General features: G+C 69.9%; 17 protein-coding genes and 1 other RNA gene. 12 read left to right on the top strand and 6 right to left on the bottom strand.

Annotation, left to right across the window (positions count from 1 at the left end; genetic code table 11):
• Positions 1 to 14 precede the first annotated feature (14 nt).
• Together ABC319_RS04830 and ABC319_RS04825 are read left to right on the top strand one after the other, a co-directional pair.
• The gene (locus ABC319_RS04830) at positions 15 to 1,514 is read left to right on the top strand and encodes an acyl-CoA ligase (AMP-forming), exosortase A system-associated (RefSeq protein WP_413069140.1); all 1,500 of its coding nucleotides are present in this window, start codon (positions 15 to 17) and stop codon (positions 1,512 to 1,514) included.
• Positions 1,511 to 2,728, top strand: a complete 1,218-nt coding sequence (locus ABC319_RS04825) for a pyridoxal-dependent decarboxylase, exosortase A system-associated (RefSeq protein ID WP_413069139.1) — start codon at positions 1,511 to 1,513, stop codon at positions 2,726 to 2,728. The genes ABC319_RS04830 and ABC319_RS04825 overlap by 4 nt, the downstream gene beginning before the upstream one ends.
• Positions 2,729 to 2,807: 79 nt before the next feature.
• Here ABC319_RS04825 and ABC319_RS04820 read toward each other — a convergent pair whose 3' ends face one another.
• Together ABC319_RS04820 and ABC319_RS04815 are read right to left on the bottom strand one after the other, a co-directional pair.
• A complete protein-coding gene (locus ABC319_RS04820) occupies positions 2,808 to 3,890 on the bottom strand; it encodes a 1,9-bis(guanidino)-5-aza-nonane synthase (RefSeq protein ID WP_163958260.1) in 1,083 nt (360 codons plus the stop codon).
• A 186-nt stretch (positions 3,891 to 4,076) separates the two neighbouring features.
• Positions 4,077 to 5,324 carry a type III PLP-dependent enzyme domain-containing protein gene (locus tag ABC319_RS04815; protein ID WP_413069138.1) on the bottom strand — a complete coding sequence of 416 codons (1,248 nt, stop codon included), beginning with the start codon at positions 5,322 to 5,324 and terminating at the stop codon, positions 4,077 to 4,079.
• Between the two features lie 137 nt (positions 5,325 to 5,461).
• Here ABC319_RS04815 and ABC319_RS04810 point away from each other — a divergent pair, with 137 nt between their 5' ends.
• Both ABC319_RS04810 and ABC319_RS04805 read left to right on the top strand, forming a co-directional pair.
• A complete protein-coding gene (locus ABC319_RS04810; protein WP_413069137.1) occupies positions 5,462 to 6,427 on the top strand; it encodes a threonine ammonia-lyase in 966 nt (321 codons plus the stop codon).
• A complete protein-coding gene (locus ABC319_RS04805) occupies positions 6,427 to 6,594 on the top strand; it encodes a hypothetical protein (protein ID WP_413069136.1) in 168 nt (55 codons plus the stop codon). The genes ABC319_RS04810 and ABC319_RS04805 overlap by 1 nt, the downstream gene beginning before the upstream one ends.
• A 29-nt stretch (positions 6,595 to 6,623) precedes the next feature.
• On the opposite strand, the gene ABC319_RS04800 is transcribed toward ABC319_RS04805, so the two are convergent.
• Positions 6,624 to 7,280, bottom strand: a complete 657-nt coding sequence (locus ABC319_RS04800) for an alpha/beta hydrolase (protein WP_413069135.1) — start codon at positions 7,278 to 7,280, stop codon at positions 6,624 to 6,626.
• Between the two features lie 97 nt (positions 7,281 to 7,377).
• Between ABC319_RS04800 and ABC319_RS04795 the strand changes: the two genes are divergently transcribed.
• From ABC319_RS04795 to ABC319_RS04760, 8 genes are all read left to right on the top strand, one after another.
• Positions 7,378 to 8,463: a cysteine desulfurase family protein gene (locus ABC319_RS04795; protein ID WP_413069134.1), complete on the top strand. Its 1,086-nt coding sequence runs from the start codon at positions 7,378 to 7,380 to the stop codon at positions 8,461 to 8,463.
• Complete coding sequence (locus ABC319_RS04790; RefSeq protein ID WP_413069133.1) at positions 8,460 to 9,539, top strand: cysteine desulfurase family protein; 1,080 nt, start codon at positions 8,460 to 8,462, stop codon at positions 9,537 to 9,539. The genes ABC319_RS04795 and ABC319_RS04790 overlap by 4 nt, the downstream gene beginning before the upstream one ends.
• A complete protein-coding gene (locus ABC319_RS04785; RefSeq protein ID WP_413069132.1) occupies positions 9,536 to 9,841 on the top strand; it encodes a 2Fe-2S iron-sulfur cluster-binding protein in 306 nt (101 codons plus the stop codon). The genes ABC319_RS04790 and ABC319_RS04785 overlap by 4 nt, the downstream gene beginning before the upstream one ends.
• A 138-nt stretch (positions 9,842 to 9,979) precedes the next feature.
• On the top strand, positions 9,980 to 10,282 hold the full coding sequence (locus ABC319_RS04780) for a hypothetical protein (RefSeq protein WP_413069131.1): 303 nt from the start codon (positions 9,980 to 9,982) through the stop codon (positions 10,280 to 10,282).
• Between the two features lie 53 nt (positions 10,283 to 10,335).
• An RNA gene (ffs, locus tag ABC319_RS04775) (signal recognition particle sRNA small type) lies at positions 10,336 to 10,431 on the top strand.
• A 600-nt stretch (positions 10,432 to 11,031) separates the two neighbouring features.
• Positions 11,032 to 12,699, top strand: a complete 1,668-nt coding sequence (locus ABC319_RS04770) for a DNA polymerase III subunit gamma/tau (protein WP_413069130.1) — start codon at positions 11,032 to 11,034, stop codon at positions 12,697 to 12,699.
• Positions 12,696 to 13,019, top strand: coding sequence for a YbaB/EbfC family nucleoid-associated protein (locus ABC319_RS04765; RefSeq protein WP_413069129.1), 324 nt, complete (start codon positions 12,696 to 12,698; stop codon positions 13,017 to 13,019). The genes ABC319_RS04770 and ABC319_RS04765 overlap by 4 nt, the downstream gene beginning before the upstream one ends.
• Before the next feature lie 80 nt (positions 13,020 to 13,099).
• Entirely contained in the window at positions 13,100 to 13,345 is a 246-nt protein-coding gene (locus ABC319_RS04760; protein ID WP_413069128.1) for a hypothetical protein, read from the top strand.
• A 51-nt stretch (positions 13,346 to 13,396) separates the two neighbouring features.
• Here the strand turns inward: ABC319_RS04760 and ABC319_RS04755 are convergent, their stop codons facing one another.
• Genes ABC319_RS04755 through ABC319_RS04745 form a run of 3 tightly spaced genes read right to left on the bottom strand, consistent with a single transcriptional unit; the run spans position 13,397 to position 15,916 of the window.
• Complete coding sequence (locus tag ABC319_RS04755; protein WP_413069127.1) at positions 13,397 to 14,020, bottom strand: CAP domain-containing protein; 624 nt, start codon at positions 14,018 to 14,020, stop codon at positions 13,397 to 13,399.
• A complete protein-coding gene (gene mtgA / locus ABC319_RS04750; protein ID WP_413069126.1) occupies positions 14,008 to 14,679 on the bottom strand; it encodes a monofunctional biosynthetic peptidoglycan transglycosylase in 672 nt (223 codons plus the stop codon). The genes ABC319_RS04755 and mtgA overlap by 13 nt, the downstream gene beginning before the upstream one ends.
• Positions 14,680 to 14,689: 10 nt before the next feature.
• Positions 14,690 to 15,916 carry a flavin monoamine oxidase family protein gene (locus ABC319_RS04745; protein WP_413069125.1) on the bottom strand — a complete coding sequence of 409 codons (1,227 nt, stop codon included), beginning with the start codon at positions 15,914 to 15,916 and terminating at the stop codon, positions 14,690 to 14,692.
• Positions 15,917 to 15,918: the final 2 nt, after the last annotated feature.

Below are 15,918 nucleotides of genomic sequence, written 5' to 3'. Positions count from 1 at the left end.
GCTATGGCGGCGTCATGATCCCGCTCGATCCCCGGCCGTGCACGATCGATCGCCTGTCGCTCCGCGGCGATCCTGCCGCGCCGGCGCTGATCGATCGCGCCGGCACGATGAGCTATGCCGCGCTGGAGGCGGCGACCGCCGCCGCCGCGGCATGGCTCGTCGGGCAGGGGCTCGCACCCGGCGACCGGGTCGCCACCTGGCTGCCCAAGACGCGGCTCGCCTGCATCATGCCGCTGGCCGCCGCGCGGGCGGGGCTGATCCACGTCCCGATCAATCCGGCGCTGCGTCGCACGCAGGTCGCGCACATCCTACACGACAGCGCGGCCGCGCTGTTCGTCACCCAGCCCGCCCGCGCCGCCACGCTCGACGATGCCGACCGCCCGGCCGGATGCGCGTTGGTCGACGAGGCGGCTGTCGACCTGACCGGCGACGGCCTGTCGCCGTCGTGCCGCGACCCGCAGGAACTCGCCGCGATCCTCTACACGTCCGGCTCCACCGGCCGGCCGAAGGGGGTGATGCTCAGCCATGCCAATCTCTGGCTCGGCGCCATCTCCGTCGCCCATTATCTCCGCATCGAGCCCGCCGACCGGGTGCTGGCCGTGCTGCCCCTGTCGTTCGACTATGGCCAGAACCAGCTTCTATCCAGCTGGGCGGCAGGTGCGGCGGTCTCGCCGCTGGACTATCTGGTCGCGCGAGACGTGGTGAAGGCGGTCGAGCGCGTCGGCGCCACCACCCTTGCCGGTGTCCCGCCGCTATGGACGCAGTTGGTCGAGCTGGAATGGGGAGAAGTCGCGCACCGCCTGCGCCGCCTGACCAACTCGGGCGGTGCGCTGACCCCGCGCCTGATCGAGGCGCTGCGCCGCCGCTTCCCCGCTGCCGACCTCTATCCGATGTACGGCCTGACCGAGGCGTTCCGGTCGACCTATCTCGAACCGGCACTGGTCGCCGCGCACCCGGATTCGATCGGCCGCGCCATCCCGTTCGCGGAGGTGATGGTCGTCCGCCCCGACGGGAGCCGCGCCGCGCCCGATGAGCCCGGCGAGCTCGTCCATGCCGGTCCGCTCGTCGCCGGGGGCTATTGGCGCGATCCGCAGCGCACCGCCGCGCGCTTCCGCCCCGCACCGTCCTTCGCCGCATCGGGCGGTACCGCGGTCTGGTCGGGCGACACCGTCGTTATGGACGCCGGGGGGCTGCTGCGGTTCGTCGGCCGTGATGACGAGATGATAAAGACAGCCGGTAACCGGTTGAGTCCGCAGGAGATCGAGGAAGCGATCCTCGCCGGCGACGAGGCAACGGAGGCGGTCGCGATCGGCATGCCCGACGAGCGGCTCGGCCAGGTCATCGTCGCGGTCGTCGGGGGTGATCCCGCTGCCGAGCCGGCGCTGGTCCGCCGGCTGAAGGCGGACTTGCCCAGCTTCATGCAGCCCGCCCGCTATGTCTGGCACCCGCTGTTGCCGCGCAACGCCAATGGCAAGCTCGATCGCGCCGCCATCCGCGCCGACCTGTTGCGATGAAACCGATCGGCCCGATCCCCGCCGCCTTCGCCGATCAGCACGGCATGCTGGTCGTCGCCGGCCGGCCCGCCTCGTCATGGGCGACGCAGACCCCCGTCTTCGTCTACGATCCCGCGATCGTCGCCGGGCAGGTGGCCCGATTCCGCACGGCGCTGCCCGGCATCGATCTTCATTACGCGATCAAGGCCAATCCGCATCCCGGCCTGCTCGCCGCCATCGCACCGATGATCGACGGCCTCGACGTCGCGTCGGGCGGCGAGCTGGCGACGGCGCTGGCCGTCAAGCCGGCGGCCGCGATCAGCTTCGCCGGCCCCGGCAAGCGCGACGAGGAACTCGCCGCCGCGATCCGGGCGGGCGCCACCCTCAATATCGAATCGGAGGGGGAGGGGGATCGTGCCTTGACGATCGCCGCCCGGCTCGGCCTTCGTCCGCGCCTCGCCGTCCGGGTAAATCCCGACGTCGAGTTGAAGGGATCGGGGATGAAGATGGGCGGCCGCCCGTCGCCCTTCGGCGTCGATGCGGTGCGGGTGCCAGCACTCGTTCGCCGGCTGATCGCGGCGGGAGCCGACTGGCGCGGCTTCCACATCTATGCCGGCAGTCAGGCGCTCGACGCGGCGGCGATCGCCGACACGCAAGGGGCGACGCTCGCGCTGGCCGGGCGGCTTGCCGAATCGGCCGGACAGGCGCCGCCGCTCGTCAATCTGGGCGGCGGCTTCGGCGTTCCCTATTTCGCCGGCGACCGCCCGGTCGATGTCGATCTGATCGGGTCCCGGCTGGCCGACGCGCTTGCCGTCCGCCCGGCGATCCTCGCCGACAGCCGGTTCGCGATCGAACTCGGCCGCTGGCTGGTCGCGGAGGCGGGCGTCTACCTGGCGCGCGTGATCGATCGAAAGGAGAGCGGCGGCGAGACCTTCCTGGTCGTCGACGGCGGCCTCAACCACCAGCTCGCCGCCTCGGGCAATTTCGGCACCGTCGTCCGCCGCAACTACCCGGTTGCCGTCGCCCACCGGATGGGCGAGCAGGCCGACGATACCGTCAGCGTCGTCGGCCCGCTCTGCACCCCGCTCGATCGGTTGGGTGACCGGATCGCTCTGCCCCGCGCCGGGCCGGGAGACCTTATCGCGATCTTCCTCGCCGGCGCCTATGGCGCGACGGCGAGCCCGGCGGCGTTTCTGGGGCACCCGCCCGCGACGGAGATCGTCGCTAACCCCTAGCTTCCGTCACCCGGCCTTCAGCCGGCAAACGGGACCGGCACCGCCATCCGGCATCAGCCGGATGGCGACGGACCCGACCTTACTTGTCGAACAGCTTGCCCCAGCGATGGACCGGGCGGTCCTTCCACAGGCCGCGATGATAGGCGTCCGACGCCAGCAGCGGCATGACCGAACCCGCTTCCGCGAACACCATCTGCTCGATGCCGGTGTTCACCTTGCCCCAGCTCGCCGCCTCCTGCAGCGTCGAGGACGAACAGGCGCCGTCGCGCACGTCGGCGACGGTGATCTGCACGGCATATTTGTGAACCTGCACGTCGTCATGGCCCAGGATCTCGGCGCAGACCACGGTGTCCTGGATGAAGTTCTTCGGCACGCCGCCGCCGATCATCAGCAGGCCGGTGACGCCGGCCTCGATCTTGATCTGCGTGAGCTCGCGGAAGTCGGCGACCGCGTCGATCATCAGGTACGGACGGCCTTCCTTGGCGGCATCGACCTGATGCTTCACCAGACCGAAGCCGGCCGACGAATCGACGAATGCCGGGCAGAAGATCGGCACGTCATGCTCATAGGCGAGCTTGACGAGGCTGTTGTCCTTCTTGCCGTGCTCGACCAGGTACTTGCCCATCTCGCGGATGAAGGCGCGGCTGGAATAGGCGCGCGGCTCCAGCGATTCGGCGATCTCGAAGATCGTGTGGTCGACGTTCTGGAGCGCTTCCTCGTCGATATACGTGTCGTAGATGCGGTCGATGTACAGCGAGCGCAGCGTGTCGTCGTCCGGGATCTCCAGCGCCTGATAATGCTTGTGGCCGAGCCCTTCGAAGAAATCCATGTCGACGATGGTCGCGCCGGTCGCGACGATGCCGTCGACCATGTTGTTGCGCACCAGCTCGGCATACAGGTCCATGCAGCCGCCGGCCGAGGTCGACCCGGCGATGACGAGGAAGATCGAGCAATCCTTGTCCGCCAGCATCTGGTTGTAGATGTTGGTCGCGCGGCCGAGGTCGCGGCTGGTGAAGCTCATGTCCGCCATCGCATCGACGATCGGGCGCGCGTCGAAGCTCTTGATGTCGATATGCTTGACCTGCTTCGACAGCAGTTCGGCCTTGCGGGTGTCGTTGATCGGCGCGTTGGCGCCGGCGGTCTTGGTCAGCGTGTCGGTCATGGTTCGCCCTTGGCTATCCAGAACCCGTCGTCATTCAAGGGGACGCGGAAACCCGTTGTCTAGCTCCCCTTCCGCGTGCGGGAGGGGCTGGGGGAGGGGAGTGCCGCAAGGCTAGCCCTGCGAGGCATGCCCTTCCCCGATCCCTCCCGCGAACGGGAGGGGAGAAGAAGGAGTAGAAGCCAGTCGTTACAGCTTGACGACGTTGCTCGTCCGCGCCGGTGCGACGTTCCGGTCGTCCAGGTAGACGGACAGCATCGCCTCGTCCCCTGCGACCACGGTGTCGCCGGTGCCGAACCCGTTGAACTGCGTCCGCATCGCGGTGCCGTACGCGCCCAGCATGCCGATCTCGAAATAATCGCCGGCCTGCACGTCCGCGGGCAGCGGGAACGGGCCCTTCATATAATCGATATCGTCGCAGGTCGGGCCCCAGAACGCGAAGTCCATGTCGCGGGCGTTCGAATCGGGCTCGCGCAGCAGCTGGACCGGATACTTCCAGCCGATATGCGCCGCATCGAACAAGGTGCCGTACGCGCCGTCGTTGATGAACAGCTCCGCCCCGCGGCGACGCTCCACGCGCACCACGACCGACGCATATTCGGCACACAGTGCCCGGCCGGGTTCGGCCCACAGTTCGGCCGAATAGCTGATCGGCAGGCTCTCGAACGCACGGTGGATCGTCTCGAAGAAGCGCTCCAGCGGCGGCGGGGTCATGCCCGGATAGGCCGAGGGGAAGCCGCCGCCGACATCGATCACATCGACGGTGACGCCGGCATCGACGATCGCCGTGCGCACCCGCTCCATCGCGTTGGCATAGGCGTCCGGCGACATGGTCTGGCTGCCGACGTGGAAGCAGATGCCGAGCGCGTCCGCCACCTGGCGGGTCGCGATCAGCAGTTCCTTCGATTCGTCCAGCCCGACGCCGAACTTCGATCCCAGGCTCAGCTTGGCGTATTCGGAGGACACGCGCATGCGGACGCACAGCGTCAGGTCGGTCGCGGCGCTGCCGTCGTCGCCGGCGGTCGCGTCGACGATCTTCGCCAGCTCTTCCATGCTGTCGAGCGAGAAGGTGCGCACGCCGTGCACGACATAGGCCTCGCGGATCGCCTCCGCCGACTTCACCGGATGCATGAAGCAGCAGGTCGCGGCCGGCAGGGTCGCCTTCACCAGGCGCACCTCGGCGATCGATGCCGTATCGTAATGCGTGATGCCATTGTCCCACAGGACGCGCAGCAGCTCGGGCGACGGGTTCGCCTTCACGGCATACATCGAGCGGCCCGGAAACTTCTCGACGAAGAATCGGGCGGCGCGCGCAGCGGCGTGCGGGCGGACGAGCGTCACCGGATCGACCGGCTTGCGCTTGGCGATGTCGAGGCCCGCGACAATACGGGCTGTCGATTGGGGGGCTAGCCCCAGCGCGCTATGGTGCTTGTGCAATTCAAGGGACCTCCAAGTGGCTTGCGCCGAACGGTGAAAAGCTGCCTTGCGGTTGGAAGTCCCATGGGGCAGCGGAGGCGCGATCTATGGTCGCCGGACCCGGATGTAAAGTGGCTGTTTGCGTTGAAGGACCAGATGTGACGATTTTGCGACAGCCGACGGCGGCGGGGGTGCGCGACGCCGCCGCCAAGATCGCCGCGGTGCTGCCGCCCAGCCCTTTGCTGACCGCCGATTTCCGCGGCATTCCGATCGCGTTCAAGGCCGAATGCCTCCAGCCGATCGGCTCGTTCAAGCTGCGCGGCGCCTGGCACCGGCTCACCGCGTTGGACGAGGATCAGCGCCGCCGCGGCGTCGTCGCCTTCTCCAGCGGCAACCATGCGCAAGGGGTCGCCTGGGCGGCGAGGCGACTCGGCATCCAGGCGACGATCGTCATGCCCGTCGATGCGCCGCGGGTGAAGCGCGAGGCGACGCTGGCGATGGGCGCCGAGGTCGTCGACTATGACCGCGCCACGCAGAGCCGCGAGCAGATCGCCGGTCGCCTCGCCGAGGCGCGCGGCAGTACGCTGGTGCCCAGCTTCGACGATCCCTGGATCATCGAGGGGCAGGGGTCGGCGGGGATCGAGGCAGCGGCGCAGATGGCCGCGCTCGGCCTGCCCGCGCCGGCGCATGTGGTGGCGCCGTGTGGCGGCGGCGGGCTGGCCGCCGGTCTCGCGCTGGCGCTTCGCGACGCCCGGATGACCGTCGTCGAGCCGGAGGGTTGGGACGATATGCGCCGCAGCCTGGAGGCGGGGTGGATCGAGCCGGTCGGCGACGCTCCGCCCCCCACCGCCTGCGACTCGCTGCAGGCGACCCGGGTCTCGCCGCTGACCTTCGACGTCCTGTCACGTCGCGGCGCGGAGGGGCTGGTGGTGTCCGAGGAGGAGGTCGCCCGCGCGCAGGCCTGGGCGGCGGAGCGGTTCCGGATCGTGGTCGAGCCCGGCGGCGCAGTGGCGCTCGCGGCGTTGCTGGCCGGCCGGGTCGAGGTCGTGCCGGGGCTGCTGATCCTGCTGTCCGGCGGCAATGTCGACCTCGCGGCCTATGCCCGCGCGCTGGCGGGCCGCTGATGGCCGGCATCGGCCAGGCCGCCCCCGCGATCGCGATGCTGGCGGCGTTCGCCTGCACCTTCGGCGGCATCGCCCTGATCCGCCGGGGCGATCAGCGTTTCAAGGGCGCCCTGATGCTGGTGATGGCGGCGGTGCTGGTCGGCAACGTCCTGGTCTGGACGATGTAGGCGACGGCGCTCCCCGCCGGGCGCAGCGCCTAGCGGATCGGCGAGTTCGGATCGAGCCGCATGTCCAGATACCGGTCCACCGAGCCCATCAGCTCGGGCATCTCGTGCTCGAAGAAATGGTTCGCCTTGGGGATGGTGTCGTGGTGGATCGTGATGTGCTTCTGCGTGCGCAGCTTGTCGACCAGCTTCTGCACCGATCCCGGCGTCACCACCTCGTCGTTCTCGCCCTGGATGATGATCCCGGACGAGGGGCAGGGGGCCAGGAAGGTGAAGTCGAACATGTTGGCCGGCGGCGCGATCGAGATGAAGCCGCGGATCTCGGGCCGCCGCATCAGCAGCTGCATCCCGATCCACGCGCCGAAGCCCGAACCCGCCACCCAGGTCTGCGATGCCTCGGGGTGGAAGCTCTGTACCCAGTCGAGCGCCGATGCCGCATCGGACAGCTCGCCGATGCCGTTGTCGAACACGCCCTGGCTCTTGCCCACGCCGCGGAAGTTGAACCTGAGCGTCGCGAAGCCGCGTCGCTGGAAGGTCTTGTACAGCTCCTGCACGATCCGGTTGTTCATTGTCCCGCCGGCCGACGGATGCGGATGCAGGATCATCGCGACGGGCGCGCGAGGGCGGGGGGCGGGGGCGAAACGCCCCTCCAGACGGCCTTCGGGGCCGGGAAAGATGACTTCGGGCATGGAACTCGCCAATCGGTCGGCGCTCCGGGTGGAGCGCGGGAAAGCGCGCGCTATATAGGCGGTAAGCCATTTTTCGCAATCGAAACGACCCACACCCTTGTCCCAGCCCCCGCGCATCTATCTCGACCACGCCGCCACCACGGCGATCCTGCCGTCCGCCCGCGCGGCGATGGCGGCTGCGTCGCCGCACTGGGCGAACCCCTCCTCGCCCCATGCCGAGGGCCGCGCGGCGAAGGCGGCGCTGGAGGCGGCCCGCGCACGGGTCGCCGCGCTCTGGGGCTGGAACGGCGAGGCGCTGTTCACCAGCGGCGCCAGCGAATCGCTGGCGATCGCGCTGGGCCGCACGCATGCGGGCCGCATCGCGATCACCGCCGTCGAGCACGACGCCGTGCTGCGCGCCGCACCGTCGGCCACGGTCCTGCCCGTCGCGGCGGACGGCTTACTCGACCTGTCGGCGCTGTCCGCCTGGCTGGCGGCGGGTGAGGGCCGGCCGCTCGTCTGCGTCCAGTGGTGCAACAGCGAGACGGGCGTTCGCCAGCCGGTCGCCGCGATCGCCGATCTGGTCCACGCCGCCGGCGGCATCCTCCTCGTCGACGCCGCGCAGCTGCCCGCCGGCCACGACCCGGAGGTGAGCCGCCACGCCGATCTCGTCGCGCTGTCCGCGCACAAGCGCGGCGGCCCGCCCGGGACCGGCGCGCTGCTCATCCGCGATTTTGCCCTGCTGATGCCGACCGGCGGGCAGGAGCGCGGCTATCGTCCCGGCACCGAAAACCTGCCCGCGATCCTGGGCTATGCCGCCGCGCTCGACGAGCCGGAGGATGTCGCCCGCCTGATCCCGCTTCGCGCCCGGCTCGACGACGCGGTCCTGCGCTCCGGCGGAGAGATCGTCGCCGCCACCGCCCCGCGCCATCCCGCGATCGGATCGTACCGCCTGCCCGGCACGGCGGCGACGGTGCAGCTGATCCGCCTCGACATGGCGGGCTTCGCCGTCTCCGCGGGCAGCGCCTGCGCCAGCGGCAGCATGAAGCCCAGCCACGTCCTCGCCGCGCTCGGCTGGAGCGAGGCCGCCGGGCGAGAGGTGATCCGCGTCAGCTTCGGCCGCTCGACGACCATGGCGGAGGTGGAGGCGTTCGTCGCCGCCTGGCGCGTCGTCGCGCGGGCCACCGGCCGCTTCGCCGCATGACCTATCTCGATTACCAGGCGACCACCCCGCTGGCGCCGGAGGCGCTGGAGGCGATGCTGCCCTGGCTGCGCGACCAGCATGGCAACCCGCATTCGCCGCATCGCGCCGGCCGCATGGCGAAGGCGGCGGTCGAGCTGGCCCGCGAACGGGTGGCGGCGCTGCTGCCGCCCGGTGGCCGCGTCGTCTTCACCAGCGGCGCGACCGAGGCGCTGAACTGGGCGATCAAGGGCAGTCGCGCCGACACGGTGGTCGCCTTGTCGGTCGAGCACGCCGCCGTGCTCGACACGGTGAATTCCCATGAGGCTGGCGCGCGTGGCATCCTGCCCGTCGGGGCTGGCGGCATCGCCGATCCGGAACATGTCGATGCGATGTTCACGCCGCGCATCGGCCGACAGCTGCTCGCCGCGATGCTGGTCAACAACGAGATCGGCACGATCCAGCCGATCGCCGCGCTGGCGGATGCCGCCCACGCGGCCGGCGCGCTGCTGCTCTGCGATGCCGTGCAGGGTTATGGCCGCGTGCCCATCCCGCCGTCGGTCGATCTGGTCGCGATCTCGGCCCACAAGATCTACGGCCCGAAGGGTATCGGCGCGTTGTGGATCCGCGACGGCGTGACGCTCGCGCCGCTGCTCCACGGCGGCGATCAGGAGGGCGGGCGCTCCGGCACGCTCTCGCCCGCCCTGTGCGCTGGTTTCGGCGTCGCGGCGCAGCTGATGGCGGAACGGGCGGACGCCGATGCCGCCCATGTCGATCGACTGTGGGCGATCGCCACGGAACGCCTCGCCGGCTGGACGATCAACGGCTCGACCGACCATCGCTACCGCGGCAACCTCAACGTCCGCCGTCCCGGCCTCGATGTCGCCCGCCTGATGAGCGACTGTCGCGACATCGCCTTCTCCGCCGGTTCCGCATGCGCCAGCGGGTCGGGCCGCTCCAGCCACGTCCTGCGCGCGATCGGCCTGACCGAGGCGGAGGCGCGGTCTTCGATCCGCCTCGGCTGGGGCCGCTACACGACCGGAGCGGAACTGGCCGAGGCGCTCGACCGCATCGTCGCCGCGGCGGAGGCGCAGGCATGATCCGTATCCGCTTCACCGGCGCCGACGGACAGGCGATCGAGGTGGCCGGGCGGCCGGGCCAGCGCCTGCTCGACCTCGCCCGCGACAACGGCCAGCCGCTGGAGGGGACGTGCAATGGCGATCTCGCCTGCGCGACCTGCCACGTCATCGTCGATCCTGCTGATTTCCCCCGCCTGCCGGCCGCGCGTGAGGAGGAGGAGGACATGCTCGATCTCGCCCCCGGCGCCACCCGCACCAGCCGCCTGTCCTGCCAGATCGTCCTCACCGACGCGCTCGACGGCCTGCGCGTGCGCATTCCCTGACGGCCTCGAGGCAACGGTGGCGATCGTCTGCGAAGCTGACGTTTTCACAACCGCCGGTTCAGCACCGATGCACGCGACCATGACTATTCCGTCATCCTTCCCGCACCGGTTCGTGCGGGTGCGTACAGGAGTAGGATCATGAAGATCATTGCTGCCATCGGTGCCGGCTTGCTCGCCACCGCTACCTTCGCCGCCGTCCCTGCCGAGGCGCAGGGTCGCTACGGGTACAATGCGGGCTATGGCTATGGCCACGGGGATGGCTGGCGCGGCGCCCGCCGCGACTGGCGCGACCATCGCCGCGGCTACCGCGACGATCGCGGCTGGCGCGGTGATCGCGGCCGGCGCTGGCACGGCGGCTACCGCGCCCGCTACCGCACCGTCTGTCGCGTCGAGCGCAGCTATTACGGCCCGGTCCGTCGCTGCTTCCAGGTCCGTCGCTGACCGGAGGCGACGTGCCGGCTTGATCGCGCCGCCCGGCTCCGCCATAGGCGCTGTCGGGAGTCGGGCGGACGTGGTCGTCGCCAACCCGGTCAGGTCCGGAAGGAAGCAGCCGCAACGATTCCGCCACGGGTCGTCCCGGCTCCCACCGCGCAGGCAGCGAGATGCGGCACTGCCGCACACGCTGCCAAGCGCGGCCGGCGGTGCCTAGCACCGTTCGACGTCATGCCGCGGCTTCGCCGCGGCCCACTCGCCACCACAACCGCCAGACGGCGACAATCGAAACAGCGCATCGCCGAGTTCCCTGCAAGGCTAAGGGCCATCGTGCGGTGAGCCGCCCACAAGCACCGCCCCGACGAAGGCCGGGGCCCAGGTGGGATGACGGCGAAGAGGCGCATTGCGCGCCATCACGAGGGCCATTCCGGCCGGGTGCCTTCCTCGTAAGTGGAAAGCACTTCATCGCGGATGGATGTCATGCCGGCCGCAAAGCGGGCGGAACGCCCACAACCATCTCCCCGCTCACCCCAACAGCATCCAGCCGCCGCTGTCCAACCGACCCAGACGGCGCATCCCACCCGCCAAACCCCTGTCCTAATCCCCCGCGATCCGGCATAACCGCGCCATGCACAATCCGCCGCCCGCCCCGATTCCCGTTGACCGTGCGTGCGTCGCCATCCCGGATGTTGACACCCTCAACGTTCGACCCTCCGCAACCCGCAACTTCCTCAACATTCGCGGCCGTGGCTGACGGGGTGGCTGACGGTTTCGACCTTGCGCCGCCACCCGCGGCACAGCCTTCCACCGGTGCGGAGGCGTACCGGGTCCTCGCGCGCAAATACCGTCCGCAGACCTTCGCCGAGCTGATCGGACAGGAGCCGATGGTCCGCACGCTGGGCAACGCCATCGCCCGCGACCGGCTGGCCCATGCCTTTCTGATGACCGGCGTGCGCGGCGTGGGCAAGACATCCACCGCGCGCCTGATCGCCAAGGCGCTGAACTGCATCGGTCCGGACGGGCAGGGCGGTCCGACGATCGATCCGTGCGGCGTCTGCGAACCTTGCCGCGCGATCGCCGAGGGACGGCATATCGACGTGATCGAGATGGACGCCGCCAGCCACACCGGCGTCGACGACGTGCGCGAGATCATCGACGCCTCGCGCTATGCGGCGGTCTCCGCCCGCTTCAAGATCTACATCGTGGACGAGGTCCACATGCTGTCCAAGAACGCCTTCAACGCCTTGTTGAAGACGCTGGAGGAGCCGCCCGCCCATGTGAAGTTCCTGTTCGCCACGACCGAGGTGAACAAGGTTCCGATCACCGTCCTGTCGCGCTGCCAGCGTTTCGACCTGCGCCGCATCCCGGCCGACCGTCTCGCCGATCATTTCGCGGATGTCTGCGGCAAGGAGGGCGTGACCGCCGAGCCGGAGGCACTGGCGCTGATCGCACGCGCGGCGGAGGGATCGGCCCGCGACGGCCTGTCGATCCTCGATCAGGCGATCGCCCATGCCGGGCTCGACGCCGGCGACGGGGGCGGCGTCACCGCGACGGCGGTGCGCCAGATGCTGGGCCTGTCCGATCGCGGCGCGGTGCGCGACCTCTTCGCCTTGCTGCTGGCGGGCGATTCGCTGACCGCCCTCGATTCGCTGCGTCGCCAATATGATTACGGCGTCGATCCGGTGGCGGTGCTGCGCGCGCTGCTGGAGACCGTCCACGGCATCACCCTGACCAAGGTCGGGGCGGCGGACGACCCCGCCCAGCCGGTCGAGGAGCGTGCCGCGCGCATCGAATGGGCCGCCCGGCTGTCGTTCCCCGTCCTCCACCGCCTGTGGCAGCTGGTGCTGAAGGGCCATGACGAGGTCGCCCACGCGGCCCTGCCGATCGAGGCGGCGGAGATGGCGCTGCTCCGCATCGTCCACGCCTCGCAACTGCCCGATCCCGGCGATCTGGCGCGGCGACTGGCAGAGGGTGGCGCGACCGCACCGGCGCCGGCACAAGCGGCGCCTGCGGCGACTCCGGCGCCGGTGCCCGCACCGACAGCTCCCGTTGACCTGATACCCGCCGATTTCGAGGGGCTGGTGACGCTGCTGGAGAACAACCAGAAACAGGCGCTGGCGGCGCGTCTCCATCACAGCGCCCGCCTCGTCCGCTACGATCCGCCGGAACTGGTGCTCAGTGGTAGCCGGCCGCTCACCGCCGACATGATCGCGGAACTGGCCGGCGCGCTGAAGACGCTGACAAAGGCGGTGTGGCGCATTACCTTCGAGGATGTCCCCGGCGCGCCATCGCTCAAGGAGCGGGACGATCAGGCGGAGGAGGCGAAGCGGCTCGCGGCCTGGGACTCTCCCATGGTACGCGCCGCACGAGAGGCTTTCCCCGGGACCGAACTCGTGGACTGGCCGGGCAAACGGAGCAACGCATGAAGAACATCGACGAAATCCTCGCCATGGCTGCCAATGTTCAGAGCGAGCTGGAAAAGGCGCAGGCCAATCTCGACACGATCGAGGTGGAGGGCGCCTCGGGCGGCGGCCTGGTGAAGGTGAAGGCGTCGGCGAAGGGCCGCATCATCGGCATCGCGATCGACGATTCGCTGATGCAGCCGTCGGAAAAGCAGATGCTCGAGGATCTGCTCGCCGCCGCCTTCAACGATGCGCGGGCGAAGGCGGATGCGGTGTCCGGCACCGAGATGTCGAAGATGACCAGCGGCCTGCCGCTGCCGCCGGGGTTCAAGCTGCCGTTCTGATCCCGCGACACCGTTTCGGTTGAGGAACAAATACTTCGGGCATGGCGTTGCGCCTTCCATACAGGAAAGGGAGTGAGGTCATGGTCGAAGAACGCATCACCACCACCGACGGTCATCCGCAGACGACGATCATCGAGCGTCGTGGCGGCGGCGGCGGTATTCTGATCGCGGTCGTGTTGCTGATCGCCGTCGTCATCGGCGGCTTCTACCTGTTCGGCCGTCAGGGCGCGCAGAACCAGAAGGATGCGGCGATCACCTCCGCCGCCAAGAGCATCGGCGGTGCCGCGGACAAGGTCGGAGACGCCGTCACCGGCGACGGCAAGTAAGCGTAGCGTTGCGTACGGCCGGCCCGCCACCTCCGGTGGCCGGGTCGGCCACTACCGCTCCGTCGGGATCACCGGTTTCCCGCCCGGGGTCGCCGCCAGGTCGATGACGCACATCGTGCCGCGCGTCGCATGCGGCCCGCACCACACGCCGGCATAGCGGTAGAATCCGGTCATCAGCAGCTTGCGATGCCCGCGCCCCGCCACCCCGTCGTCCACCATCCACTGCCGAACCACCCCCTCGGGCGTGCGCATGCCGTAACTCACCGCCTCGACGACATAGATGTCGCCGCCCCGCCGCCTCACCCGCTCGCCGGGCGATCGGCCCGCGCTGCTGACATGCCCGATCGTCCCGCTGCGCCCCTGCGCCTCGACATGGTCCCGCGCCGCCGCGGTCAGCACCGGATCCATCGCCAGCCCCGTCACCGGCTGACCATCGTCCAGTGCGCGCGCCGCCTCCCTGACCGTTTCCGGCCCCTCATAGCTGCCATGCTCGGTGCCGTCCTGCTCCGCATAGGTCGACCCGTCGAACCGCTCCGCCGCGCGGCGCAGGAACGACGCATAGCCGCGCGGGTCCTGCCGCACCTCGTTCAGTACCGCCAGAACCGCCGCCTCATCCGGTACCCGCCCCGCCACCGGCGCGGCGATCGCCGCCAGCATCAGCGTCAACGCACGCACGAATCGAGCCCCGCCCTTCGTACCACCCCGACATAGCGGCCGAGCGCATTGCCATGCCGCCGCACGAACCCGCGCGGATCGATCGCCGCGCGCTTCTTGGGCAGCGGCAGCACCGCCGCGATCCGCGCCGCCTCGGTGGGCGAGAGCCGCGACGCATCGTGTCCAAAATAACGGAGCGCGCCGGCGTTCGCGCCATAGGTGCCGATCCCCGTCTCGGCGATGTTCAGATACACTTCCATGATCCGCCGCTTGCCCCACAACGCCTCGATCAGGACGGTGAAATAGGCCTCGAAAGCCTTGCGGAAATAGCCGCCACCCTGGAACAGGAACGCGTTCTTCGCCGTCTGCTGGCTGATCGTCGATCCGCCGCGAATGCGGCCGCCCTGCGCATTGCGCCATGCCGCATTCGCGATCGCGCCCATGTCGAACCCGCCATGCTGGCAGAAATGCGCGTCCTCGCCCGCGATGGCGGCCCGTGCCATGTCGGGGTCCATCGTCGACAGCGGCATCCAGTCCTTGGTGACGCTGCGGCCGCCGATCACGTCGCCCAGCATCGTGAAGGTGAACGGCGGTGGCACGAACCGGTAGATGCCGACCCAGAGCAGCGACACGCCGACGAACACCAGGGCGGCCTTCAACAGCCAACGGAGCATGAACATCGCCTGCGTCCTACAAGGGAGCGGGGCGGAGCGCCAGAACCGCGTCCGCTGCCGCGATCCCCGTCTCATAGGCGCCATGGGCGGTGGAGAAGTCACTGGCGTGGCACGCCTCGCCGGCGAAGTGCAGCCGCTCGTCGACCGGGGCAGCCAATGCGTTTCGCTCGCTCGCCCGGCCGACCCTCGCGTGGCTGTAGCTGCCGCCTATCCACGGTTCCTGCCGCCAGCGCGTGACGGCGAGCGGCGAGAGGCGACGACGCCACCCGCTTCCGAGCAACGCGACCAGTTCGTCGATCGCGAAGGCGGCCGCATCTGCCCGCTCGAGCTGCTCGGCGCAGCGGCCGCCGAAGAAGCTTTCGATGATCGGCCGACCGAAGGGCGACAGGCGATGGCTCGCGGTGCATGCCGATCGCGGGTTGCCGATCAGGTGCGCATCGGCGGGCCATTCGGGCCCGTTCACTGCCAGGAACACCTTGTCCGCCAACCCCAGCGGCAGCGCGGCGGCGGAGGTGTGCTTGTCAGGCAGGGGAGGGTCGAACACCAGCGCTTCGGTCGCCAGCACGGTGGTCGGCACGCAGACGATCGCGCGGCCTGCCTCGATCGTGCCAGCCGGTGTGTCCAGTCGCAGCAGCCGATCGCGCCGGTCGATCCGGGTGACGGGTGTGTCCAGCCGTATCGGCAAGCCGGCGGCATGGCTGACGATCAGGGTGCCGTACCCGCCCGGCAGTGCCCAGTTATCCTCGCCGGCCGCGTCCTCATACGCCGCCCAGTCATGCAGCGAGACCGCGTCCAGCGGAGCACCATTCACGAAACCGGAAATCGCATCGATCAGCGGCCGGCCAGGATCGTCGGCGGCGACGAAATCGGAAAGGGGGCGATCCGCCCCATCCAGCGCCGCTCGCGCCGACGCTTCCCACCGGTCCCACGCCGCGCCGAATACCTGCTGCTCGCGCGGCGGGTAGCCCAGATCGCGCCACTGCACGTCCCAACTGGGCGGCGAGCGATCGATGGCGATGCCTTGCGCTTCGGCGATCCCGGTCCAGGGATTGCGGGCCGCCGAGTGAAGCCAGCCGCATCCCACATCCACGATCGCCGCCGGCGACCCGATCGCCACCGAACGTGCCCGTCCGCCTAGCCGGGAGTGCGCCTCGACGAGCAGAACGTCCTCACCGGCATCGTGCAGCCGCCGGGCAGCGGCGATGCCGGCCGCGCCGCCGCCGATGACGACGGTGGCCGGCATCG

Source organism: Sphingomonas phoenicis (assembly GCF_047238005.1).
Classification (GTDB): domain Bacteria; phylum Pseudomonadota; class Alphaproteobacteria; order Sphingomonadales; family Sphingomonadaceae; genus Sphingomonas.
Note: the sequence above shows the minus strand (reverse complement) of the source record. Positions and strands in the feature narration are given on the sequence as shown.

Coding starts and splice junctions, on each gene's coding strand:
- ABC319_RS04800 (WP_413069135.1), bottom strand. CDS start 7,280: ATGCCCGAAGTCATCTTTCCCGGCCCCGAAGGCCGTCTGGAGGGGCGT.
- ABC319_RS04825 (WP_413069139.1), top strand. CDS start 1,511: ATGAAACCGATCGGCCCGATCCCCGCCGCCTTCGCCGATCAGCACGGC.
- ABC319_RS04760 (WP_413069128.1), top strand. CDS start 13,100: ATGGTCGAAGAACGCATCACCACCACCGACGGTCATCCGCAGACGACG.
- mtgA (WP_413069126.1), bottom strand. CDS start 14,679: ATGTTCATGCTCCGTTGGCTGTTGAAGGCCGCCCTGGTGTTCGTCGGC.
- ABC319_RS04785 (WP_413069132.1), top strand. CDS start 9,536: ATGATCCGTATCCGCTTCACCGGCGCCGACGGACAGGCGATCGAGGTG.
- ABC319_RS04805 (WP_413069136.1), top strand. CDS start 6,427: ATGGCCGGCATCGGCCAGGCCGCCCCCGCGATCGCGATGCTGGCGGCG.
- ABC319_RS04830 (WP_413069140.1), top strand. CDS start 15: ATGATCCCGCTCGATCCCCGGCCGTGCACGATCGATCGCCTGTCGCTC.
- ABC319_RS04765 (WP_413069129.1), top strand. CDS start 12,696: ATGAAGAACATCGACGAAATCCTCGCCATGGCTGCCAATGTTCAGAGC.
- ABC319_RS04780 (WP_413069131.1), top strand. CDS start 9,980: ATGAAGATCATTGCTGCCATCGGTGCCGGCTTGCTCGCCACCGCTACC.
- ABC319_RS04790 (WP_413069133.1), top strand. CDS start 8,460: ATGACCTATCTCGATTACCAGGCGACCACCCCGCTGGCGCCGGAGGCG.
- ABC319_RS04820 (WP_163958260.1), bottom strand. CDS start 3,890: ATGACCGACACGCTGACCAAGACCGCCGGCGCCAACGCGCCGATCAAC.
- ABC319_RS04745 (WP_413069125.1), bottom strand. CDS start 15,916: ATGCCGGCCACCGTCGTCATCGGCGGCGGCGCGGCCGGCATCGCCGCT.